14 protein-coding genes and 2 tRNA genes are annotated in these 18270 nt (G+C 50.6%); 12 read left to right on the top strand and 4 right to left on the bottom strand.

What is annotated here, in order from left to right; all coding sequences use genetic code 11:
• The first annotated feature begins 437 nt into the window (after positions 1-437).
• Both ACYVBJ_RS05380 and ACYVBJ_RS05375 read left to right on the top strand, forming a co-directional pair.
• Complete coding sequence (locus ACYVBJ_RS05380) at positions 438-2780, top strand: mechanosensitive ion channel family protein (protein ID WP_460981260.1); 2343 nt, start codon at positions 438-440, stop codon at positions 2778-2780.
• 224 nt (positions 2781-3004) lie between these two features.
• A complete protein-coding gene (locus tag ACYVBJ_RS05375) occupies positions 3005-3856 on the top strand; it encodes a Nif3-like dinuclear metal center hexameric protein (protein WP_460981259.1) in 852 nt (283 codons plus the stop codon).
• Positions 3857-3972: 116 nt separating this feature from the next.
• Here the strand turns inward: ACYVBJ_RS05375 and ACYVBJ_RS05370 are convergent.
• The 3 genes from ACYVBJ_RS05370 to ubiE all read right to left on the bottom strand — a co-directional run bounded on the left by ACYVBJ_RS05370 (position 3973) and on the right by ubiE (position 5638).
• A tRNA-Val gene (locus tag ACYVBJ_RS05370) sits at positions 3973-4050 on the bottom strand.
• Between the two features lie 134 nt (positions 4051-4184).
• Positions 4185-4892, bottom strand: coding sequence for a type IX secretion/gliding motility protein PorT/SprT (gene porT / locus ACYVBJ_RS05365; RefSeq protein ID WP_460981258.1), 708 nt, complete (start codon positions 4890-4892; stop codon positions 4185-4187).
• Positions 4893-4906: 14 nt separating this feature from the next.
• Positions 4907-5638: a bifunctional demethylmenaquinone methyltransferase/2-methoxy-6-polyprenyl-1,4-benzoquinol methylase UbiE gene (gene ubiE / locus ACYVBJ_RS05360; protein WP_460981257.1), complete on the bottom strand. Its 732-nt coding sequence runs from the start codon at positions 5636-5638 to the stop codon at positions 4907-4909.
• A gap of 223 nt (positions 5639-5861) precedes the next feature.
• On the opposite strand from ubiE, the gene ACYVBJ_RS05355 reads away from it, so the two are divergent.
• The 6 genes from ACYVBJ_RS05355 (at position 5862) to ACYVBJ_RS05330 (ending at position 12921) form a co-directional block, all read left to right on the top strand.
• Positions 5862-7064 carry a dipeptidase gene (locus tag ACYVBJ_RS05355; protein ID WP_460981256.1) on the top strand — a complete coding sequence of 401 codons (1203 nt, stop codon included), beginning with the start codon at positions 5862-5864 and terminating at the stop codon, positions 7062-7064.
• Positions 7065-7103: 39 nt separating this feature from the next.
• On the top strand, positions 7104-7535 hold the full coding sequence (locus ACYVBJ_RS05350) for an ABA4-like family protein (RefSeq protein WP_460981255.1): 432 nt from the start codon (positions 7104-7106) through the stop codon (positions 7533-7535).
• A gap of 2 nt (positions 7536-7537) precedes the next feature.
• Entirely contained in the window at positions 7538-8314 is a 777-nt protein-coding gene (locus ACYVBJ_RS05345) for a hypothetical protein (protein WP_460981254.1), read from the top strand.
• A 62-nt stretch (positions 8315-8376) separates the two neighbouring features.
• Positions 8377-9684, top strand: coding sequence for a Gfo/Idh/MocA family protein (locus ACYVBJ_RS05340; RefSeq protein WP_460981253.1), 1308 nt, complete (start codon positions 8377-8379; stop codon positions 9682-9684).
• Positions 9685-10181: 497 nt separating this feature from the next.
• A complete protein-coding gene (locus tag ACYVBJ_RS05335; protein ID WP_460981252.1) occupies positions 10182-12377 on the top strand; it encodes a beta strand repeat-containing protein in 2196 nt (731 codons plus the stop codon).
• Position 12378: 1 nt separating this feature from the next.
• The gene (locus ACYVBJ_RS05330) at positions 12379-12921 is read left to right on the top strand and encodes a 3-coathanger stack domain-containing protein (RefSeq protein WP_460981251.1); all 543 of its coding nucleotides are present in this window, start codon (positions 12379-12381) and stop codon (positions 12919-12921) included.
• Between the two features lie 236 nt (positions 12922-13157).
• Here ACYVBJ_RS05330 and ACYVBJ_RS05325 read toward each other — a convergent pair.
• Positions 13158-13231 (bottom strand) — tRNA-Ile (locus tag ACYVBJ_RS05325).
• A 141-nt stretch (positions 13232-13372) separates the two neighbouring features.
• Between ACYVBJ_RS05325 and ACYVBJ_RS05320 the strand changes: the two genes are divergently transcribed.
• The 4 genes from ACYVBJ_RS05320 to lpxA all read left to right on the top strand — a co-directional run bounded on the left by ACYVBJ_RS05320 (position 13373) and on the right by lpxA (position 18183).
• Positions 13373-14653: an HD domain-containing protein gene (locus tag ACYVBJ_RS05320; protein ID WP_460981250.1), complete on the top strand. Its 1281-nt coding sequence runs from the start codon at positions 13373-13375 to the stop codon at positions 14651-14653.
• Between the two features lie 155 nt (positions 14654-14808).
• Positions 14809-15840 (top strand): UDP-3-O-(3-hydroxymyristoyl)glucosamine N-acyltransferase, encoded by a 1032-nt coding sequence (gene lpxD / locus ACYVBJ_RS05315; protein WP_460981249.1) that lies wholly within the window; start codon positions 14809-14811, stop codon positions 15838-15840.
• A gap of 61 nt (positions 15841-15901) precedes the next feature.
• The gene (locus tag ACYVBJ_RS05310; RefSeq protein WP_460981248.1) at positions 15902-17296 is read left to right on the top strand and encodes a bifunctional UDP-3-O-[3-hydroxymyristoyl] N-acetylglucosamine deacetylase/3-hydroxyacyl-ACP dehydratase; all 1395 of its coding nucleotides are present in this window, start codon (positions 15902-15904) and stop codon (positions 17294-17296) included.
• A gap of 92 nt (positions 17297-17388) precedes the next feature.
• Complete coding sequence (gene lpxA, locus ACYVBJ_RS05305) at positions 17389-18183, top strand: acyl-ACP--UDP-N-acetylglucosamine O-acyltransferase (RefSeq protein WP_460978996.1); 795 nt, start codon at positions 17389-17391, stop codon at positions 18181-18183.
• Positions 18184-18270: the final 87 nt, after the last annotated feature.

The raw sequence follows: 18270 nt of genomic DNA, 5'->3' as shown, positions 1-18270 counted from the left end.
ACCTGTTTCCAGCCCTGTTGATGGAGGGCAGCACATCGTCGGCGCAGGACTTCATATTCAGTCTGTTTGTAGTTTGTCATCGTGACCACAAGATACAGGTATTACGTACCTATTCACGTATCAATATGTGCCTGTCAAGTTAAGAGAACTTTTACAAATCCATAAATAGTTATTGCATGTTAGTATCTCCTACTTATGGCATATAACTCAGAACGCCGTTTCCATTAAAGAAACGGCGTTCTTGTTTATCAGCGACAGCGATTTATGAGTGTATTTGTTTTCGGATGGCTATTCATTGAATCTTGGCAAAACGAACAGTTTACTGACGCAAATCTGGAATAGATAACCTTCAGCGGCCGGTTCCGTTTAAAAAGATTCTGGTTGATGAGCCGGGCTCAGCCGTTTTTACCTATAGTACCAAGTTCGGTTTGTGTAGTATGGTTAGTCAACGTTGGTTTGTTCAAGTACTCGTAAGCTTATTCGTGTTTGCGGCTGCCGGGCCTCTAAGTGCCCAGGATACCGCTCAGGTTCTGACGCCGTCGGGTCGACAAAGTATTCCTGATACGTTACTGTTCAAAATCCAAAAAGCGCAGTCGGTTATTACCGAAATCAAAACCGCTGAGAAGAGGGGTAATGGCGTAAACCGCATTCGTGTCGGATTGGCCGACGTGAAAGCGAACGTAGCGCCGGTTTTGTCAGACGTGCAGAACCATCGGCAAACGATTAGTACGAAAAACCTGTCCAATTACAGTGCTATTCTGAACGATGCGCTCGTAAAGTTGACAACCTGGCGAACGGCTCTCTCGAAAGTAAACAACGACTTACAGAGCCGACTCGATCAGGTGCTGGCGTTAAGCGGTGATTCGCTGTTGACCGTAGCCAGCAACGACACAACCCAAAAGAAGCTTTACCTCGATCAATTAGTCAGTCTGAAACTTCAGTTGCAGCAGGCGGGTACGCGGACAAGCATTCAGCTCGATACGGTTAGCCGCCTGCTGGCCGATGTGTCGGGTACTTCGTTACGTATCAGCAACCTACAATCAATTCTGAACGAGCAACTCCAGAAATCGGCCGAGGATGCCTTTCAACGCGAGTCGCCGTATTTGTGGGATGCGCCGTTCTGGCCCGATCTGACCAATACCCAGGCGGGGGCCCAGTCAAGTTATCAGGGCCAGCAGAAGATTCTGAAGTATTTCTTTGCGTCGAGTTGGGACAACCGGTTTTTGCTGATTCTGCTTACTGCTGGTTTCTTCGTTTGGGTTTTCAGCAACCTGAAGAGGGCTCGTGAACCGGATGTAAGTCAAAAGGTAGGCACACTGACTGTCGACAACCTTCGTCCTCTTCCGATTGTTGCCTCGCTGATTTTTCTGCTGAATTTGGTGCCTCTCTTCGAGCCTGGGTCACCGTCTCTGTACATAGAACTTACACAATTTCTGCTCTTACTGGTGTTAACTGTTCACATCTGGAACCAGATCACCCGGCCGGAGTTACGACTGTGGCTGCTGAATGGAGCGTTGTACATTCTGCTTATTGTCACCAATACGCTGGTAAACGATTCGGTGTTTTTGCGGCTCTGGCTGATGGCTCTGAACATAGCCTTTTTGTATTTAGGCATGGTCTATGCCCGACATCTGCATCACAAAACCATTAGTACGCGCATTATCCGGCCCGTTACCAGACTGTATCTGGTACTGCACGGATTAGCCATTGTGCTAAACCTATTTGGGCGGATCAGTCTGGCCAAAACGTTCAGCACCACGGCTGTAATCGCGTTAATTCAGATAACGGGTCTGGGCATATTTATCGAGATCGTTCTGGAAGCGCTTGAATTACAGATCAAACTAAGTGCCTGTTCGCAGGGACTTTTCTCCCGCGTAAACGTCGACCACATTCGTCGTTCCGTTAAGAAAGGACTCGTTTTGCTGGCCGTTGGCTTATGGTTACTGGTGTTCTTTATCAACCTGGGCATCGCCGACAGCATCTTTAATTTTATCGCCGATATTCTCAACAAACCGCGAACGTTTGGCAGCGTTACGTTCAGTTTGAGCAATGTCCTGTCGTTTGCCATCATCATCTACCTGGCAAGTCTGCTCCAGAAAAATATCGGTTTATTTTTTGGGGAAAGTCAACTTCCGGAAGCCGGTGACCAGGTCGATCAGATCAGCTCCGTACTGGCTTTGATCCGGCTGGTGATTATTGTTGGTGGAGTGTTGCTGGCCGTCGTGGCCTCGGGGATCTCGATCGATAAATTCACGGTCGTGCTGGGAGCGCTCAGTGTGGGCATTGGGCTGGGGATGCAAACCATTGTCAGCAACTTTGTCTCGGGAATCATTTTAATCTTCGAAAAACCGTTTCGAATTGGCGACTACATTGAACTGGCCGACAAAAAAGGCAGGATACTGACTATTGGCATTCGATCCAGCAAGATGCTTACGGGGCAAGGCTCAGAAGTCATTATTCCAAACGGCGATCTGTTATCCAATCGGCTGGTGAACTGGTCGTCGAACGCTACGTATCTCAAATCGGAATTTACCTTAAAAGTGACGAGTGATGCAGATCTGGAAGCGGTCCGTGAAATCATTCAGAGCGAAGTAGATCGCCTGGATGATACGTTAACGTCTATGCCGCCGGAAGTAATGGTTACGGGTCTAAGCGGGGACACCGTCGAATTAAAAGTGCAGGTTTGGATAAAAAGCATCTATTCGGAGCCTGCACTGAAAAGCAGGCTACTGCAGCAGTTGATAATCAGGTTTAAAGCCGCTAACATTAAACTGGTTTAAGTAAGGCGTTTTATAGTGTTTGCCAGCAAATCAATACATAATGATGTATGTTTACAAAGCCCATTCTTAGGTTTCTTTCCTGCAATCTGAGCCGCTGAACTACCCATTTGCGTTTTGAAGACGAACAAGTTCAACAGTGGTTTCACTGAATTAAGATAACTCTTAACCGTGTTGACATACTCTCCTTTATGCGTACTTATAACGTATCACGACGTTCATTCCTAATGGCTTCGCTTGGCCTTCCGATGGTGTCTGCTTTGCCTGCCTTTACGCCGGCGTCGCTTACGGCCGGTCAAATCATCGACCGTATCAAAGCGAACGTGGGCGTACCCTGGCGTGAGCAGACCGTCGATAAGCTGATTGCTGGTAACACTGACATACCCGTTAAAGGGATCGCCTGTACGATGATGGCTACCCTCGACGCACTTCAGCGGGCGGCCGCGAAGGGGTTGAATATGGTGATTACCCATGAGCCAACGTTCTACTCGCACCAGGACCGGATCGAGCCCATTCAGGACGATGCCCTTTACCAGCGCAAGCAGGATTTTATCCAGCAGCAGGGCATGGCCGTTTTTCACTTCCATGATCACTGGCACGCCCACAAACCCGACGGCATTGCTACCGGTATGATTCGCGAACTAGGCTGGGAGAAGAATAACGACCCTGAAAATTTACGTCTGTTTACGTTTCCGGAAACAACACTGGCCCGATTTGCGCAGGGAATGGCCTCCAAACTGAACATACGTACCATGCGGGTTATCGGCGATCCGCAGCTACCGGTCAGGCGGGTAATGGCGAGTTGGGGTAACGTCAGCCTAATGCCGGGTGTTCCGTTTCTGGCGCAGGCAGACGTATTAGTGGTCGGGGAGACCCACGAATGGGAGTTGGTGGAATATGTGCAGGACGCCATTACCTCAGGCCAGAAAAAAGCCTTGATCATCATGGGGCACTTACTGTCTGAGCAGGCCGGGATGAAGTATTGCACCGAGTGGTTGAAGGGCTTTATCCCGGAAGTACCCGTCGAGTTCATCGCAGCTAACGAACCTTACTGGCGGCCCGACCAGCCTGTTAAATAGAGAGTCACAAAGAGTTGATTAGATTGTACTTCTCCTGTTTCTAGAAGTGAGCCGTAAACTGTTTAAACCAAAAACAAAAAGCACTTAACATTATGTGTTAAGTGCTTGATTTTCAGTGGTGGGAGTTGACGGGTTCGAACCGCCGACCCTCTGCTTGTAAGGCAGATGCTCTGAACCAGCTGAGCTAAACTCCCTTTTGATGCCCCGTCCGGCTTAGTTGTTGTCGTTTGGGAGTGCAAATATAGCCTCCTGATTCGCCGTTTTGCAAGTTTTGGGACAAAAAAATCTAAAAAATTTTGCAAGGAGCTGATAACCAAAGCAGCTTAGCTTACTCAAAATTCAGATATAAGGTTACCGTATGCGTGGTGAGCTTGTTAATGCCAATACCCGCTGCATTACTGGTAGGGCGGTAGAGGTTCACAAGGCCATGCGAGAAGCGGAGTTCGGGTGCAAACTTGAAAAACTCAAAGAACTGCTCGAAGCCAACCCCGTACTCAACCGCAAAGTCCATCGTGCCCGTACTGAGTCGGCTTGTACCCTGCTGTTCCTTCCGGCGGACGTTTGTTTCAATGCTGAAGGCGCCACCAGCCAGCAGATACATGCGCGTGTTGTTACGTCGCTCCGATTTGTATTTGACCAGCAGCGGAAAATCCAGCCAGGTCGATTCGCGTACTTCAGTTTTCGATGTTCCGCCCGGATAGTCGTATTTCACTTCACGGCTAAACAGCGATACAGAAGGCGTCAGGCGAAGATCGAACCGGTCATCGAGGAAGGCGTTCACGACGAAGCCAACCCGAAAGCTGGGTTTGTTGGGTGAATAAATTCGATACGCTGAGTCGGCCTGCAGGAAGGATGGACTATAGCCAACACTAAACCGCGTAATGGGCGCGGCAAAGAAAAAGCCGTAGTGTATGGTCTTATCATCGTAGCGCTCCAGATGCTTACGAACGTACTTATAGGTCTGCGCCTGTGTTGGTACACTCATGAGCATACCAACCAGCAAAGCCAGGCTAAGCCGGATGGCCAGTAAATTCAACAGCCGATTGCCAACTAGGAACCTGCTTTCTGACCTATGTAAATTGAAGCGACGCCGAAGGTGAGGGGTATCCATCTGGTGTTGGTGAATCCAGCCGCTTCGTAGATGCGCAGGAAGTCAGGACCATCGGGAAATGCCTGAACGGATTCGGGCAGATACGTATAAGCCGATGCGTCTTTGCTTACCAGGCGCCCAATAAGCGGCAGGATAGTCCGGGAGTAAAAACCGTATACTTGTTTAAATGGGAACTGACGCGGATTCGAGAATTCGAGCACTACGCATACCCCACCGGGGCGAATGACGCGGTACATATCCGTTAAGCCGTTGAGCAGATTCTCGAAGTTGCGCACACCAAACGAAACGATGACAGCATCGAATTCATTGTCTGTAAATGGTAAACGTTCTGAATCGCCTGATCGCATCTCAATGATGGTATCGACTCCGCGCTTCTTCATTTTCTCCCGGCCGACCGCCAGCATACCCTCCGAAATATCGACGCCAACAATTTTCTGAGGCTTGAGCGCGAGGGCTTCCAAGGCAAAATCGCCCGTTCCGGTAGCAATGTCCAGAATCGTTTTGGGGGCATACGGCCGCAGTTCGCGAATGGCCCGTTTACGCCAAAGAATGTCGATGCCGCCACTCAGTACGTGATTAAGCAGATCATACTTCGGCGATATGTTGTCGAACATTTCGGCAACCTGCTCGCGCTTGGAGGTGTCTTTGTCTTTGTAAGGTACAACGGCCATTCATTAAAGAGCGAAAGGGTGAATGAGCGAAAGGGTGAAGCAGTTAAAAGTAGCTATTTTGTATCGCTCTTTCACTCTTTCACTCTTTCGATAGTTCACAAACCGGCTGACCATTGGGAAAGTTTCGCAGCTGTAGCCCGTTATGGCGCTGAATCATTGCGTTTTGCCTCGGCTTTCCGTAGTTTGACACACCAAATATCCGGACAAACCATTTGTAGTGCTTATGACCAGTGCCTTGTTTCCATTTCTGCCGTTTCTCTTCACGCTCCTGTCGACCGTACAAGACGAGCCTACGCCTAAGCAAGTACACCAGCTTCACCAGCGTATACTGACGCTTGATACACATGCCGATGCGCCGATTATGATGCAGACACCGGACTTCGATGTGGGGGTGGCGCACAATACCAAACGCGACGGGTCACAGATTGACTTTCCCCGAATGAAAGAGGGCGGAATGGATGCCATGTTTTTCGCGGTCTATACGTCGCAGGGGCCTCGAACGCCCGAAGGTCATGCCGAAGCGAAACGAAACGCGCTAAACCAGTTCAGACTTATTCACGATGCCTTAAAGAAACACCCCAATCAGGCCGAGCTGGCCTTAACCCCCGCCGATGCTTACCGGATTCAAAAAGCGGGTAAGCGGGCCGTGTTTATCGGGATGGAAAATGGGTACCCGGTGGGCGACGAGCTGAACATGCTCAAAACGTATTATGACCTGGGTTGCCGCTACATTACGCTGACGCACTTCGCCAACAACCTGATTGGCGACTCATCGACCGACCCCGATGGGCCGCTGTATGGCGGTCTCAGCGAGTTTGGCAAGAAAGTGGTGCCCGAAATGAATCGGCTGGGTATTCTGATCGACGTATCCCACATAGCGGACAGTACCTTCTACGACGCCCTGGCCCTGTCGAAAGCGCCTGTTATTGCGTCGCACTCGAATTGCCGCGCCTTATGCGATTTCCCCCGGAACATGACCGACGATATGATTCGGGCTATAGCCGCCAAGGGGGGCGTTGTACAGGTGAATTTTGTGAGCGATTACCTGAAAAAACCATCGGACGAGCACCGGGCGGCAAAGACCAAAATTCGCATGTCGAGAGTAGGTAAGGTGGCCACTCCCGACATGGAAGCCCGTATAGCCGCTCAGAGCGATTCGGTCGCCAAAGTGTATGCCTCGGAGCGAGCGAGCCTGTCCGACATCGTCGATCACATCGACCATATTGTTAAAATTGCCGGGATCGACCACGTAGGCATCGGCAGTGATTTCGATGGGGGAGGGAGCGTTAACGGGCTGGAGGACGTCAGCCAGATCGAAAACCTGACCGCTGAATTAATGCGCCGGAAGTACTCCGAAGCTGATATTGCCAAAATCTGGGGCGGAAATCTACTTCGGGTGCTAGGGCAGGCCAGAGTGACACCCTGATCAACCGATTTCAGATACGACTATTCCTATCCCAACCCCATGACTCCTGAAGCCGTTTTTCAGTTTGCCAGTACGCTGGTATTACCCCAATGGTTGCTGATGATTATAGCCCCGCGCTGGCACGTAACGCAGTGGCTGGTGCGATCGTACCTGATTCCCGTGGTGCTGGCGGTTATCTATATCATATATCTGTTCGGTGGTGGTTCGGTTGACTTTTCGGCCTTTGGATCGCTGCCAGGCGTAAAGAATTTATTTGCTACCGGGGGCGATGGCGTCATGCTGGCAGGGTGGGTGCATTATCTGGCGTTTGATCTAATAGCTGGTTCGGTGGTGCTGCGCGACGCGCAGGAGAAACAGATTCCTCATTGGCTGATTATCGTTCCGTTACTGGCCTGCTTTATGGTAGGGCCGGTTGGCTTGCTGCTCTACTGGATTATCCGTTTGGTTTGGACACGGCAATTATCGGCTTAGCCATGAAAACACTGCTTAAAACGCTACGTACCGGAAATGCCGTTCTGTACTGGTTTGGGGTAATCTGCCTGATTGGCGCGGGTATTTGTGCCATACTGGTGTTGTTGACAACCCAACAGGTAATGGGCATCAACGCCTTCATTAAACCCACTAAATTCTTTGTTTCGATCTGGCTGTTCTGCTGGACAATGGCCCTTTATCTGCCCTTGCTTAATCGGCCCAGAACGGCCACTATCTATGCCTGGATGGTAGGCTTGGTGCTTACGTTCGAGATGGTAATTATCGTTGGCCAGGCCGCTTTAGGTAAGTTATCGCACTTTAACATCAGCTCGGTACGTGATGCTATATTATTTTCAGCGATGGGCATCGCCATTACTACGTTTACACTCTGGACGGGGTATATTGGCGTTCTCTTCTTCACGCTGAAAACAAGTGCGGTTCCGGCTTCGTACCTGTGGGGAATCCGGCTCGGTATTCTGCTTTTTGTCGTTTTTGCGTTTGAGGGAGGCATGATGGCGTCCCGACTGGCGCATACGGTTGGTGCGCCGGATGGCGGAGCGGGTCTGCCCGTCACGAACTGGAGCGTCAGAAACGGCGATTTACGCGTAGCGCATTTCTTCGGCATGCACGCGCTGCAACTCTTGCCGCTCTACGGCTATTATCTGGCGCGTCGTCCCCGTCAGGTGATGATTGCGGCCTGTTTGTACGCAGCGGTTGTGACCGTTCTGTTCGTTCAGGCGCTTTCTGGCAGGCCGTTACTGTTGAGCCTCGGTTCTTAGCGGGCATAGGGTAAAGAAAAGTGACCCGGCTCTTTTGGTAGCGACTCACGATCGTATTACCCATGAACCGTTCTGAATTTTTGAAAACGTCTGCGTTAGCCAGTGCTACGCTCATTACCGATCCCGTGCAGGTTCGGGCTTTTATCACACGTAAACCCGCCCAGAAATACCGTACCGCCCTGGTTGGCTCGGGCTGGTGGGGTACCAACATCCTGCGTTGCGCCGTGCAGGCGGGCGAATCGAAAGTAGTGGGCATCTGCGACGTAGATACCCGCCAGCTCAAAACCCTCAGCGACGAACTCGGTAAATTAACATCTGATAAACCGAAGCTCTACCGGGATTATCGCGAGATGCTGACGGCCGAAAAGCCCGAAATCGTTATCGTCGCCACTCCCGACCACTGGCACCCGCTCATTGCCATTGCCGCCATGAAAGCCGGTGCACACGTATACGTTGAAAAACCCATCGGCCACACCATCAATGAAGGCAAGGCGATGGTGAAAACCGCCCGCGATACGGGTCGAATTTGTCAGGTGGGTACGCATCGGCGCGTATCGCCCCATAACGTATCGGGTATGGAGTTCCTGAAATCGGGAAAGGCGGGCAAGATCGGCATGGCACGCGCGTTCGTGTATTACGGTGGGGGAGCCGGTCAGCCCACGCCCGACACCGAAGCGCCTAAAGAAATGGATTGGGATATGTGGTGCGGCCCCGCTCCATTACGTGCTTACAACCGGACGATGCACCCAAGAGGCTGGCGCAACTACCTGGACTACGCCAACGGTACCCTCGGCGACTGGGGTATTCACTGGCTGGACCAGATTCTGTGGTGGACGGAAGAAAAACACCCGCGCAAAGTCTACTCGACGGGTGGGCGCGCTATTAAACAAGACAGTACCGACGCACCCGATCATCAGGTTGCTACGTATGAGTTTGAAGGGTTCACAGCCCTGTGGGAGCAGCGGGCGTTTGCGGGTAATACCGCCGAAAAAACGCATCCTCAGCAGGCCGTGGGCGTGTACTTCTATGGAACCGAAGGTACGTTCCATATGGGCTGGCTCGATGGCTGGACCTTTTATCCCTCAGATCCTAAGAAACCTGTTATTCATCAGGATGCCCAGTTGAACAAACCCGACGATCAGAATATTGCGCAGTTGTGGGCCAACTTCCTGGAGAGTATCAAAACGAACAAAATGCCGGTCAGCGATATTGAAATTGGGCATCGCTCGACCAATATGGCGCTGCTGGGTATGCTGTCGATGAAACTGGGACGTAGCGTTGCCTGGGATGGTCAGCAGATTCCGAACGATCCAGAGGCTAACAAACTTTTGAGCCGTGTGTACCGTGGAGAATGGCAATATCCGGTTTAAGGATCTTTACGCGTTTCCTTTTAACTGACCCGTTTCAACCGAGACGGGTTTTTTGTTACGTTTCTGGCCGTGGGTGATTCAACCAGGTTGATGGATAACCTTTAGTGAGCTAAATGCCTGCGTCCAGCCGGGTGCATCGCAGTACGAACATCTCCTTGGCAGAATCCTAAAAGTGCGTCTATGTAGCGAAAAGGCATTTAACAAGTCACATAAAATACACAATTGGTTGTATATGAATTAATTGATAATATTTACTTCTTAATTTTTGTTGAAATAAGTTATCCATTTTAGGACTTTTTCTGTCAAATTTGAGACATATCTAATAACGAAAATTGACGGCATTGTATGTTTGTGTAACACGTAGCGAGCACCTGCTGACCCTGTCCGATTAGGCTGATCAGCAACATTTTGGCAATCCCTATTAGTCGGATTGCTTCTCAATTTCTGGTGGAGTTCTCATCCATTGTATTAAACTCTCAATCCTTCCATTCTGATCTATGAACACGTATACACTACTACACAACCAGCGGCTATTGGCTGGTCTGCTCTGGCTAAGTTCATCGAGCCTTGTATGCGCTCAAAACAACTACGTAGTGACCGGGCCAAGTTCTCCAAGTCCGGGTTCCGAAAATACAGTGGTCGGTATTCAGGCGGCTAGCCTGGCCCTCACTGGTGCTGGTAATGTATTCGTAGGCTTCGAAACGGGCCGAAGTAATACAGGAGGCAGTCTGAATACATTTATTGGTTATAAGGCTGGGCGTTCAAACACGAACGCGAATTACAATACGTTTGTGGGCAACTCAGCGGGCTGGAATACCACCGAAGGAAGTGAGAACACGTTTATCGGTAATGGTGCGGGCGCAACCAATACCAATGGCATCAAAAACACCTTTGCCGGTGCCAACGCCGGTACGTTAAACTCGTCGGGAGCCTTCAACTCATACTATGGTTTCAACGCGGGCTATCGGACCACTAACGCTCAGTCTAATGTGTTCATTGGCCACGAGTCCGGCTTTTCGACCACCGAAGGCGGCTTGAATACGTTTCTGGGCAGTTCAACAGGGTACAATAACCTGACGGGCGGAGAAAATACGTTTGTGGGGAATCAGGCTGGTTTTAACAATCGATCGGGTTATAACAACGTTTTTGTCGGTTCGCAGACGGGCGGTCGAAACGAAACCGGTGTTAATAATGCGTTTGTTGGCTGGTTAACGGGCTTTAATACAACGACCGGCAGCTATAACGCCTTTTTGGGAGAAAGAGCCGGTTTGTTCAATAAGTCGGGGCATAGTAACGCCTATGTAGGGGTTCACGCTGGGTACACCAATGAAACCGGTAGCAACAACGTAGCACTGGGCGATTCGGCCGGTTTCAATAATACTGTCTCAAATAACGTTTTTCTGGGCAGCAAAACCGGCTTTTCAAATACGACGGGTGGCTTCAACGTCTTCACGGGTGCCTACGCTGGTTACAGCAACACAACCGGAAGTTTTAACGTCTTAAATGGCCTCGACGCCGGCCATTTCAATACGACCGGCAGCTTCAATCTCTTTTCGGGCCATCAGGCCGGATATGGCAACAGTACGGGGAGTCAGAATACGTTTCTGGGGTATCAGGCGGGTCGTAACAACCAGACTGGAAGCGCCAATGTATTTATCGGGCTTACGGCCGGATTTAACAACAACAACGGCACCGCGAACCTATTTCTGGGGCAACGGGCAGGATTCGGCAATACCGTAGGCAATTATAACACGTTTATTGGTAGCTCATCGGGCGAAGCCAACACCGTAGGCGCTAATAATAATTTTATTGGAAATGGGGCTGGTTTTGCCAATACGGAAGGGAACTTCAATGTATACATTGGCTCGGCAGCCGGCAGTAAAAATCAGCGCGGGGCCAATAACATAAGCATTGGATCGTACGCCGGGATGGAAAACGTCGACGGCAGTAACAACACGTTTGTAGGTCACAGCGCTGGCGTTCCAACAGGCTCCGCCCTGCAGAACGTTACAGTTCTGGGCTATAATGCGCAGGCTACAGCCTCTAATTCGGTAATTCTTGGCCGCGATGCGAACGTAGGCATTGGTACGTCGGCTCCGGCTGCCAAGCTGGAAGTCGTTTCAGGTACGTCTGGTACCTCAGGATTACGGCTAACCAACCTTACTGCTGGCTCGACGGCATCGGTGCTCAATCAAACCAAATTCTTAACGGTGAACGCTCAGGGCGACGTAGTACTAGGAAGTATCAATGGCTCAGGTCGTTCGGCTGCGACTGAATCACTCTGGCAACGTAAAGGGCCTTATCTGGAAAGTACACAGGGCGAAGCGGTCATTATCGGGCAGGGTATTACGACTACGCCTTCGGAGTACAATCTATTTGTGAGCAAAGGTATTCTGACCGAACGAGTTAAGGTAGCCGTCAAGAACACGGACGATTGGTCGGATAAGGTGTTTGCGCCTGCCTATTCGTTACGTCCACTGGAGGAGGTTGAGCGGTACATTAAAGCGAACCAGCATCTGCCAGACGTACCATCGGCTAAAGAAATGGTAGAAAAAGGCAACGATCTGCACCAGACCGACGCGAAACTGCTGGAGAAGATCGAAGAACTAACCTTGTATCTGATCGAGATGAAGAAAGAAAATCAGGCGCTGAAACAACAGGTCGAAACGCTGATGATAAACAAACGTAATTGACATGAGTAAGCTTTTACTTCTAATTACCCTACTGCTTCAGGGCTTACGATGTATAGCTCAGCCAGTAGCCGCTGACCGGATTCTGGCGAAAGGGTACCAGCCCCGATTGCTTGAACAGGCAACTGCGACATTGATTGCGCGTAACACCGTATCGTCGGCTAAACCCGTTGTGTATAAAGCAGGGAAAACGGTTATCCTTCTGACTGGATTTGAGGTTAAACCCGGTTCCGTTTTCACCGCGTACCCGGAAGCAGTTTCTCAATTGGCCTGGCGGGAAACGGAGACCGAGTCGATGCGCATATCCACCCATCCCAATCCGTTTGATGACGTAACGCGGATTACGTATCAGTTAGTTAAAACAGGTCGTACCCGTTTGTTTATCAGCGATGCCGAGGGGCGGTTAGTCAGCAACCTGGTCGACCAGCAACAGGAAACGGGCCAGCATCAGGTGGAATGGCGGACGGGAAACTTACCCACAGGAACCTATGTATGCACCCTGGATGTGGGTGGAGAACGCCTGTCGAAACGCATCATCCGTAAGTAACGGTGATTAATGGGCTGGCAGAGGACCGGCGTTGAAGGTACACGACCGGAAGCTAATCAGCCACGGAAGACTTCGCCTGACGAGAGCATAATTCTACGGTTGAGTATTCCCGTCATTCTCCGGAAAGACAAAGTTGTTTGAGGAGTGTTCCCTGGAAACTACGTGCTAACCCGTCAACATGATAAAAAAAGTCCTTGCAATACGTTGATTTGCAAGGACTTATAACGAATAGGCTGTGGGCCAGCCAGGACTCGAACCTGGGACTTACTGATTATGAGTCAGGCACTCTAACCAACTGAGTTACAAGCCCATTGCTGACCGATTGCTCAGCTTCAGCAGGGCAAATTTACGAAAATTTTTAGACCAAAATAGAGGCAGAACAGGATTTTCGACCCTAAAACTGGTTATTTCGTATGACGGCCAGCTGCAAACCTGTCTGGCAGCGCTTTACATGCCAACGCCCAATAAGAAAAAAATTCTTAATGATCCGGTCTACGGCTTCATTACGATTCCGTCGGATCTGCTGTTTGATCTGGTCGAACATCCGTATTTCCAGCGGCTACGGCGCATTAAACAGCTTGGCCTGTCGGAATACGTCTATCCGGGCGCTTTGCATACGCGGTTTCATCACGCACTGGGCGCTATGCACCTGATGGGCGAGGCTACCCACACGCTTCGGGGGAAAGGCCATTTTATTTCCGACGAGGAATGCGAAGCCGCTCAGGTGGCTATTCTGCTGCATGACGTTGGACATGGGCCGTTTTCGCACGTGTTAGAATGCTGCCTGCTCGATAACGTGCCGCACGAAGCCATATCGTTGCTGCTGATGCATGAGTTAAATCAGCAGTTCGGCGGACGGCTAACCATGGCCATCCAGATGTTTGAAGGAACCTACGAACGGCCGTTTTTTCATCAGCTTATTTCAAGCCAGCTGGATATGGACCGTATGGATTACCTGAATCGGGACGGGTACTATACGGGGGTGGCCGAAGGCGCTATCGGTGCCGAGCGGATTATCAAAATGCTGGATCTGGTCGACGACCAGCTGGTGGTGGAAGCCAAAGGTATCTTGAGCGTTGAAAATTTTCTGAACGCTCGTCGGTTGATGTACTGGCAGGTGTATCTGCACAAAACCTCAATCTGCTGTGAGTCGATGCTGGTTCAGATGTTACGTCGGGCGCGGTTTCTGGTTCGTCAGGGCGATTCCCTATTCAGCGGTTCAACTTATTCAACTCCCGTTTACGCGCCGGATGCATTCATGCTGTTTCTGCGGGAAAGTGTTACGCTGGCCGATTTTCAGACCAACCGAACGTACCTTAACGCGTTTACTCAATTGGACGATTACGACATCTGGTCGTGCATAAAGCAATGGGCTTTACACCCCGATGTAATCCTGTCCACGCTTTGTCGGATGCTCCTGGATCGTAACCTGTTCAAGATTATATTATCGACCGAGCCGTTTGCGGCTGAACTGGTGGACGAACTGGAAGATCAGCTCCGCCGAATGGGCATTTCAGACGAGAGTTTATCCTACTTTCTGGTGGAAGGCCAGGCAACGAACGCAGCATATCTGCCGTCGCAGGAGCGAATAAATATCAAGCTAAAATCGGGTAAGGTCATTGACATTGCCGATGCGTCTGATTTGTCGAATATTCAGGTGCTAACCAATATTGTACGTCGCTATTACGTCTGCTGGGCAAAAGGTTTGGAATTTAAGGCGGTGGTGCAATAAGCAACGTATGGATAGCTCATTTCGGGCACACAGACCCCTTACCCTACAGTTCGCTGAGTTCCGGGACGAATTGCGGAAAAGTGCAATTTGTTAGCTACCTTAGCGGCCCAATCGCTCGCCATTATCGGGCGTGTTGCGACGGCCGTCATACGTATATGGAGTTTACAGTCAAGCAGATTGCCACACTGCTGGGGGGCGAGGTAGCCGGGAATGATACACTGGCAATCACTAAATTAGCCAAAATAGAGGAAGGGCAACCAGGCGATATTTCGTTTTTGTCGAACCTCAAATATGAACCGCATTTGTATACTACACAAGCGTCTGCGGTGATTGTCGACCGGTCGTTTCAGCCTAAAAAGCCGGTATCTTCTGCGTTAATCTTTGTTGAAAATTCCTACTCAGCCTTCACGCGTCTGCTCGAAGAGTATCATAGACAACTAAACTTTTCGCGGGTAGGGGTTGAACAGCCAGCGTACCTGGGCGAGGGGGCTGAATGCGGTGAGCAGGTGTATCGGGGAGCTTTTTCGTACGTAGGCCGGAATTGTAAGATCGGGCGTAACGTCAAAATTTACCCCCATGCGTATGTGGGTAACAACGTGCAGATTGGCGACAATACCATTATTCATGCGGGTGCCCGCGTTCTGGACAACTGCCAGATTGGCCAATATTGCGTCATTCATCCAAATGCGGTGATTGGCAGCGAGGGCTTTGGGTTTGCTCCGCAACCGGATGGGAGTTACAAGACCATTCCGCAACTGGGCAACGTGATTCTGGAAGACTTTGTTAATGTTGGAGCCGGTACGACGATTGACTGCGCGACGATGGGGTCGACCATTATTCGGCAGGGGGTGAAACTGGATAACCTGATCCAGATCGCTCACAATGTTGAGATTGGAAAGAACACAGTAATTGCCGCGCAGACGGGCATTTCGGGGTCCACAAAAATTGGTGAGAACTGCGTTATTGCCGGCCAGGTAGGTTTTGCCGGTCATCTGACCATTGCCAACGGAACGAAAGTCGGTGCCCAGTCGGGCGTCGGAAAAAATGTTACTGAAGAAGGCACAGCCATCAACAGTTCTCCGGCATTTGGCCTGAAAGAAAGTATGCGTTCATTAGCCGTGTTTCGGCGGTTGCCGGAGCTGGAACGGCGTGTTTTTGACCTTGAAAAGAAAAACGAGAAGAGTTAGGAACGGATAAGTTTGTATCGCTGTACGTAATGCACGCTTACCACTCGCTAACTTGTTTATTATGATTACGAAACAACAGACGATTCAGAAGGCTGTCTCCGTATCGGGAGTGGGGTTGCACACGGGCGTCTCGGCAACAATGACGTTTCTGCCCGCGCCAACGAATCACGGGTATAAGTTCCAACGCGTTGATTTGCCCGGTCAGCCAATTGTGGATGCTGACGTAGACAATGTCGTAGACCTGTCGCGGGGTACCACCATTGAACAGAGCGGAGCGCGTATTCACACCGTCGAACATACGCTGGCGGCCCTGGTCGGCCTCCAGTTAGATAATATTCTCATTCAGCTGGATGGGCCTGAACCGCCTATCATGGATGGTTCGTCGATTCAGTTTATTGAGGCCCTGCGCGACGCCGGGGTTGAAGAACAGAACGCAACCCGCAACTATTTCGAGGTGAGCGAATACGTTCATTATCGGAATCCCGAGAAAGACATTGAATTGGCCGCTTTGCCGCTAAACGATTACCGACTGACGGTGATGGTCGATTACAACTCGCGCGTCATCAGTAGCCAGCACGCTTACCTGAACGACATCACGCAGTTTCCGGAGCAGATCGCCAATTGCCGGACGTTCGTCTTTTTGCACGAACTTGAAGCGCTTTACAAGCAGAACCTGATTAAAGGGGGCGATCTGACCAACGCCATTGTGATTGTTGATCGGGAGGTAAAGGATGGCGAACTGGATTATCTGGCGGATTTGCTGAATAAGCCGAAAGTAAGCGTAAACAAGCAGGAAGGCATCCTGAATAACATTCAGCTGCACTATCCTAACGAGATGGCACGCCACAAACTGCTGGACATGGTTGGCGACCTGGCCCTGATCGGTCGGCCCATCAAAGCCCAGATTCTGGCGGCACGGCCGGGTCATGCGGCTAACGTAGCGTTTGCCAAAAAAATCAAGAAACTCATTCAGAAGAACGCGGCTAATCAGGTCCCTCAGTACGACCCCAAGCAGCCACCCGTACTCGACATCAACCAGATTGCGAATCTGCTGCCGCACCGCTACCCGTTTCAGATGATTGACAAAATCATCGCCCTGGACGAGAACAGCGTAGTCGGCATCAAGAACGTAACGATGAACGAGCCATTCTTTCCGGGCCACTTTCCGGGGAACCCGGTTATGCCGGGGGTTATGCAGCTCGAAGCAATGGCGCAAACGGGTGGGATTCTGGTGCTGAGTACCGTTCCGGATCCGGAAAATTACTGGCCATATCTGATTGGTATCGAAAATTGCCGGTTCCGGCGCAACGTTTTACCCGGCGACACCGTAATATTCCGGTGTGAGTTTACTTCGCCCATGAAGCGCGGTATTGTTAAGATGCAGGGGCGGGGCTACGTCGGTAATCAGTTAGTGTGCGAAGCCGATATGATTGCCAGTCTGGTAAAAAAGAAATAGGCATTCATTGGCCTTCTGGTCATTTGGTTGGTCGGTAGCACCGCAATCAATGACGATAAGGACGACGAATGACCATCAATGACAAGAACGTAATGATTCAACCATTAGCCTATATTCACCCCGAAGCGAAAATTGCGCAGAACGTGGTGATTGAGCCATTTGCCATCATCCACAAAGACGTTGAGATCGCTGAAGGAACGTGGATTGGCTCACACGCAGTCATCAACGAGGGGGCACGGATCGGGCGGAATGTTAAAATTTATCCGGGTGCCGTTATTTCATCAACTCCCCAGGATTTAAAATTTAAGGATGAATACACGCGGACGTTTATCGGTGACAACACCACCATCCGCGAATATGCCACCATCAGCCGGGGTACCGAAGAGCACTGGAAAACGGAAATCGGTACCGACTGCCTCATTATGGCTTATGCCCACATTGCCCACGACTGCCGCATTGGTAATCACTGCATTATCACCAATAATGTGCAGATGGCGGGGCACGTTCACATGGGTGACTGGGCGATCATTGGCGGGTCAAGCTCGGTGCTTCAGTTTACCCGCATCGGTGCGCACGCCATGATCTCGGGTGGGTCGCTGGTCCGTAAGGACGTTCCACCTTATACAAAAGCCGCCCGTGAACCGCTTTCCTACACCGGTATCAATTCCATTGGGTTGCGTCGACGGGGATACGACAGCGATCGCATCAATCACATTCAGGAGATTTACCGCTATATCTATATGCGTGGGCTGAACAATGCCGATGCCCTCACGCAGATCGAACTGGAGCTGCCGCCGTCCGACGAGCGCGATGAAATCGTGAATTTCATTCGGGCTTCCGAGCGGGGTATTATGCGGGGACCCTCCTCAAATGGAGAGCGCGATTAAACGTTACGTACCATAAGCCTCAGGTGCCCTACATGGATAATGGATAATGATGCTCGACCGAGGCCATTATCCATTATTCATTTTGTA

This window comes from Spirosoma fluminis (genome assembly GCF_054778895.1).
Note: the sequence above shows the minus strand (reverse complement) of the source record. Positions and strands in the feature narration are given on the sequence as shown.

What these genes read in the sequence shown, in the direction of transcription:
- ACYVBJ_RS05380 (WP_460981260.1), top strand. Translation starts at nt 438, where the DNA reads ATGGTTAGTCAACGTTGGTTTGTTCAAGTACTCGTAAGCTTATTCGTG.
- ACYVBJ_RS05375 (WP_460981259.1), top strand. Translation starts at nt 3,005, where the DNA reads ATGGCTTCGCTTGGCCTTCCGATGGTGTCTGCTTTGCCTGCCTTTACG.
- ubiE (WP_460981257.1), bottom strand. Translation starts at nt 5,638, where the DNA reads ATGGCCGTTGTACCTTACAAAGACAAAGACACCTCCAAGCGCGAGCAG.
- ACYVBJ_RS05355 (WP_460981256.1), top strand. Translation starts at nt 5,862, where the DNA reads ATGACCAGTGCCTTGTTTCCATTTCTGCCGTTTCTCTTCACGCTCCTG.
- ACYVBJ_RS05350 (WP_460981255.1), top strand. Translation starts at nt 7,104, where the DNA reads ATGACTCCTGAAGCCGTTTTTCAGTTTGCCAGTACGCTGGTATTACCC.
- ACYVBJ_RS05345 (WP_460981254.1), top strand. Translation starts at nt 7,538, where the DNA reads ATGAAAACACTGCTTAAAACGCTACGTACCGGAAATGCCGTTCTGTAC.
- ACYVBJ_RS05340 (WP_460981253.1), top strand. Translation starts at nt 8,377, where the DNA reads ATGAACCGTTCTGAATTTTTGAAAACGTCTGCGTTAGCCAGTGCTACG.
- ACYVBJ_RS05335 (WP_460981252.1), top strand. Translation starts at nt 10,182, where the DNA reads ATGAACACGTATACACTACTACACAACCAGCGGCTATTGGCTGGTCTG.
- ACYVBJ_RS05330 (WP_460981251.1), top strand. Translation starts at nt 12,379, where the DNA reads ATGAGTAAGCTTTTACTTCTAATTACCCTACTGCTTCAGGGCTTACGA.
- ACYVBJ_RS05320 (WP_460981250.1), top strand. Translation starts at nt 13,373, where the DNA reads ATGCCAACGCCCAATAAGAAAAAAATTCTTAATGATCCGGTCTACGGC.
- lpxD (WP_460981249.1), top strand. Translation starts at nt 14,809, where the DNA reads ATGGAGTTTACAGTCAAGCAGATTGCCACACTGCTGGGGGGCGAGGTA.
- ACYVBJ_RS05310 (WP_460981248.1), top strand. Translation starts at nt 15,902, where the DNA reads ATGATTACGAAACAACAGACGATTCAGAAGGCTGTCTCCGTATCGGGA.
- lpxA (WP_460978996.1), top strand. Translation starts at nt 17,389, where the DNA reads ATGATTCAACCATTAGCCTATATTCACCCCGAAGCGAAAATTGCGCAG.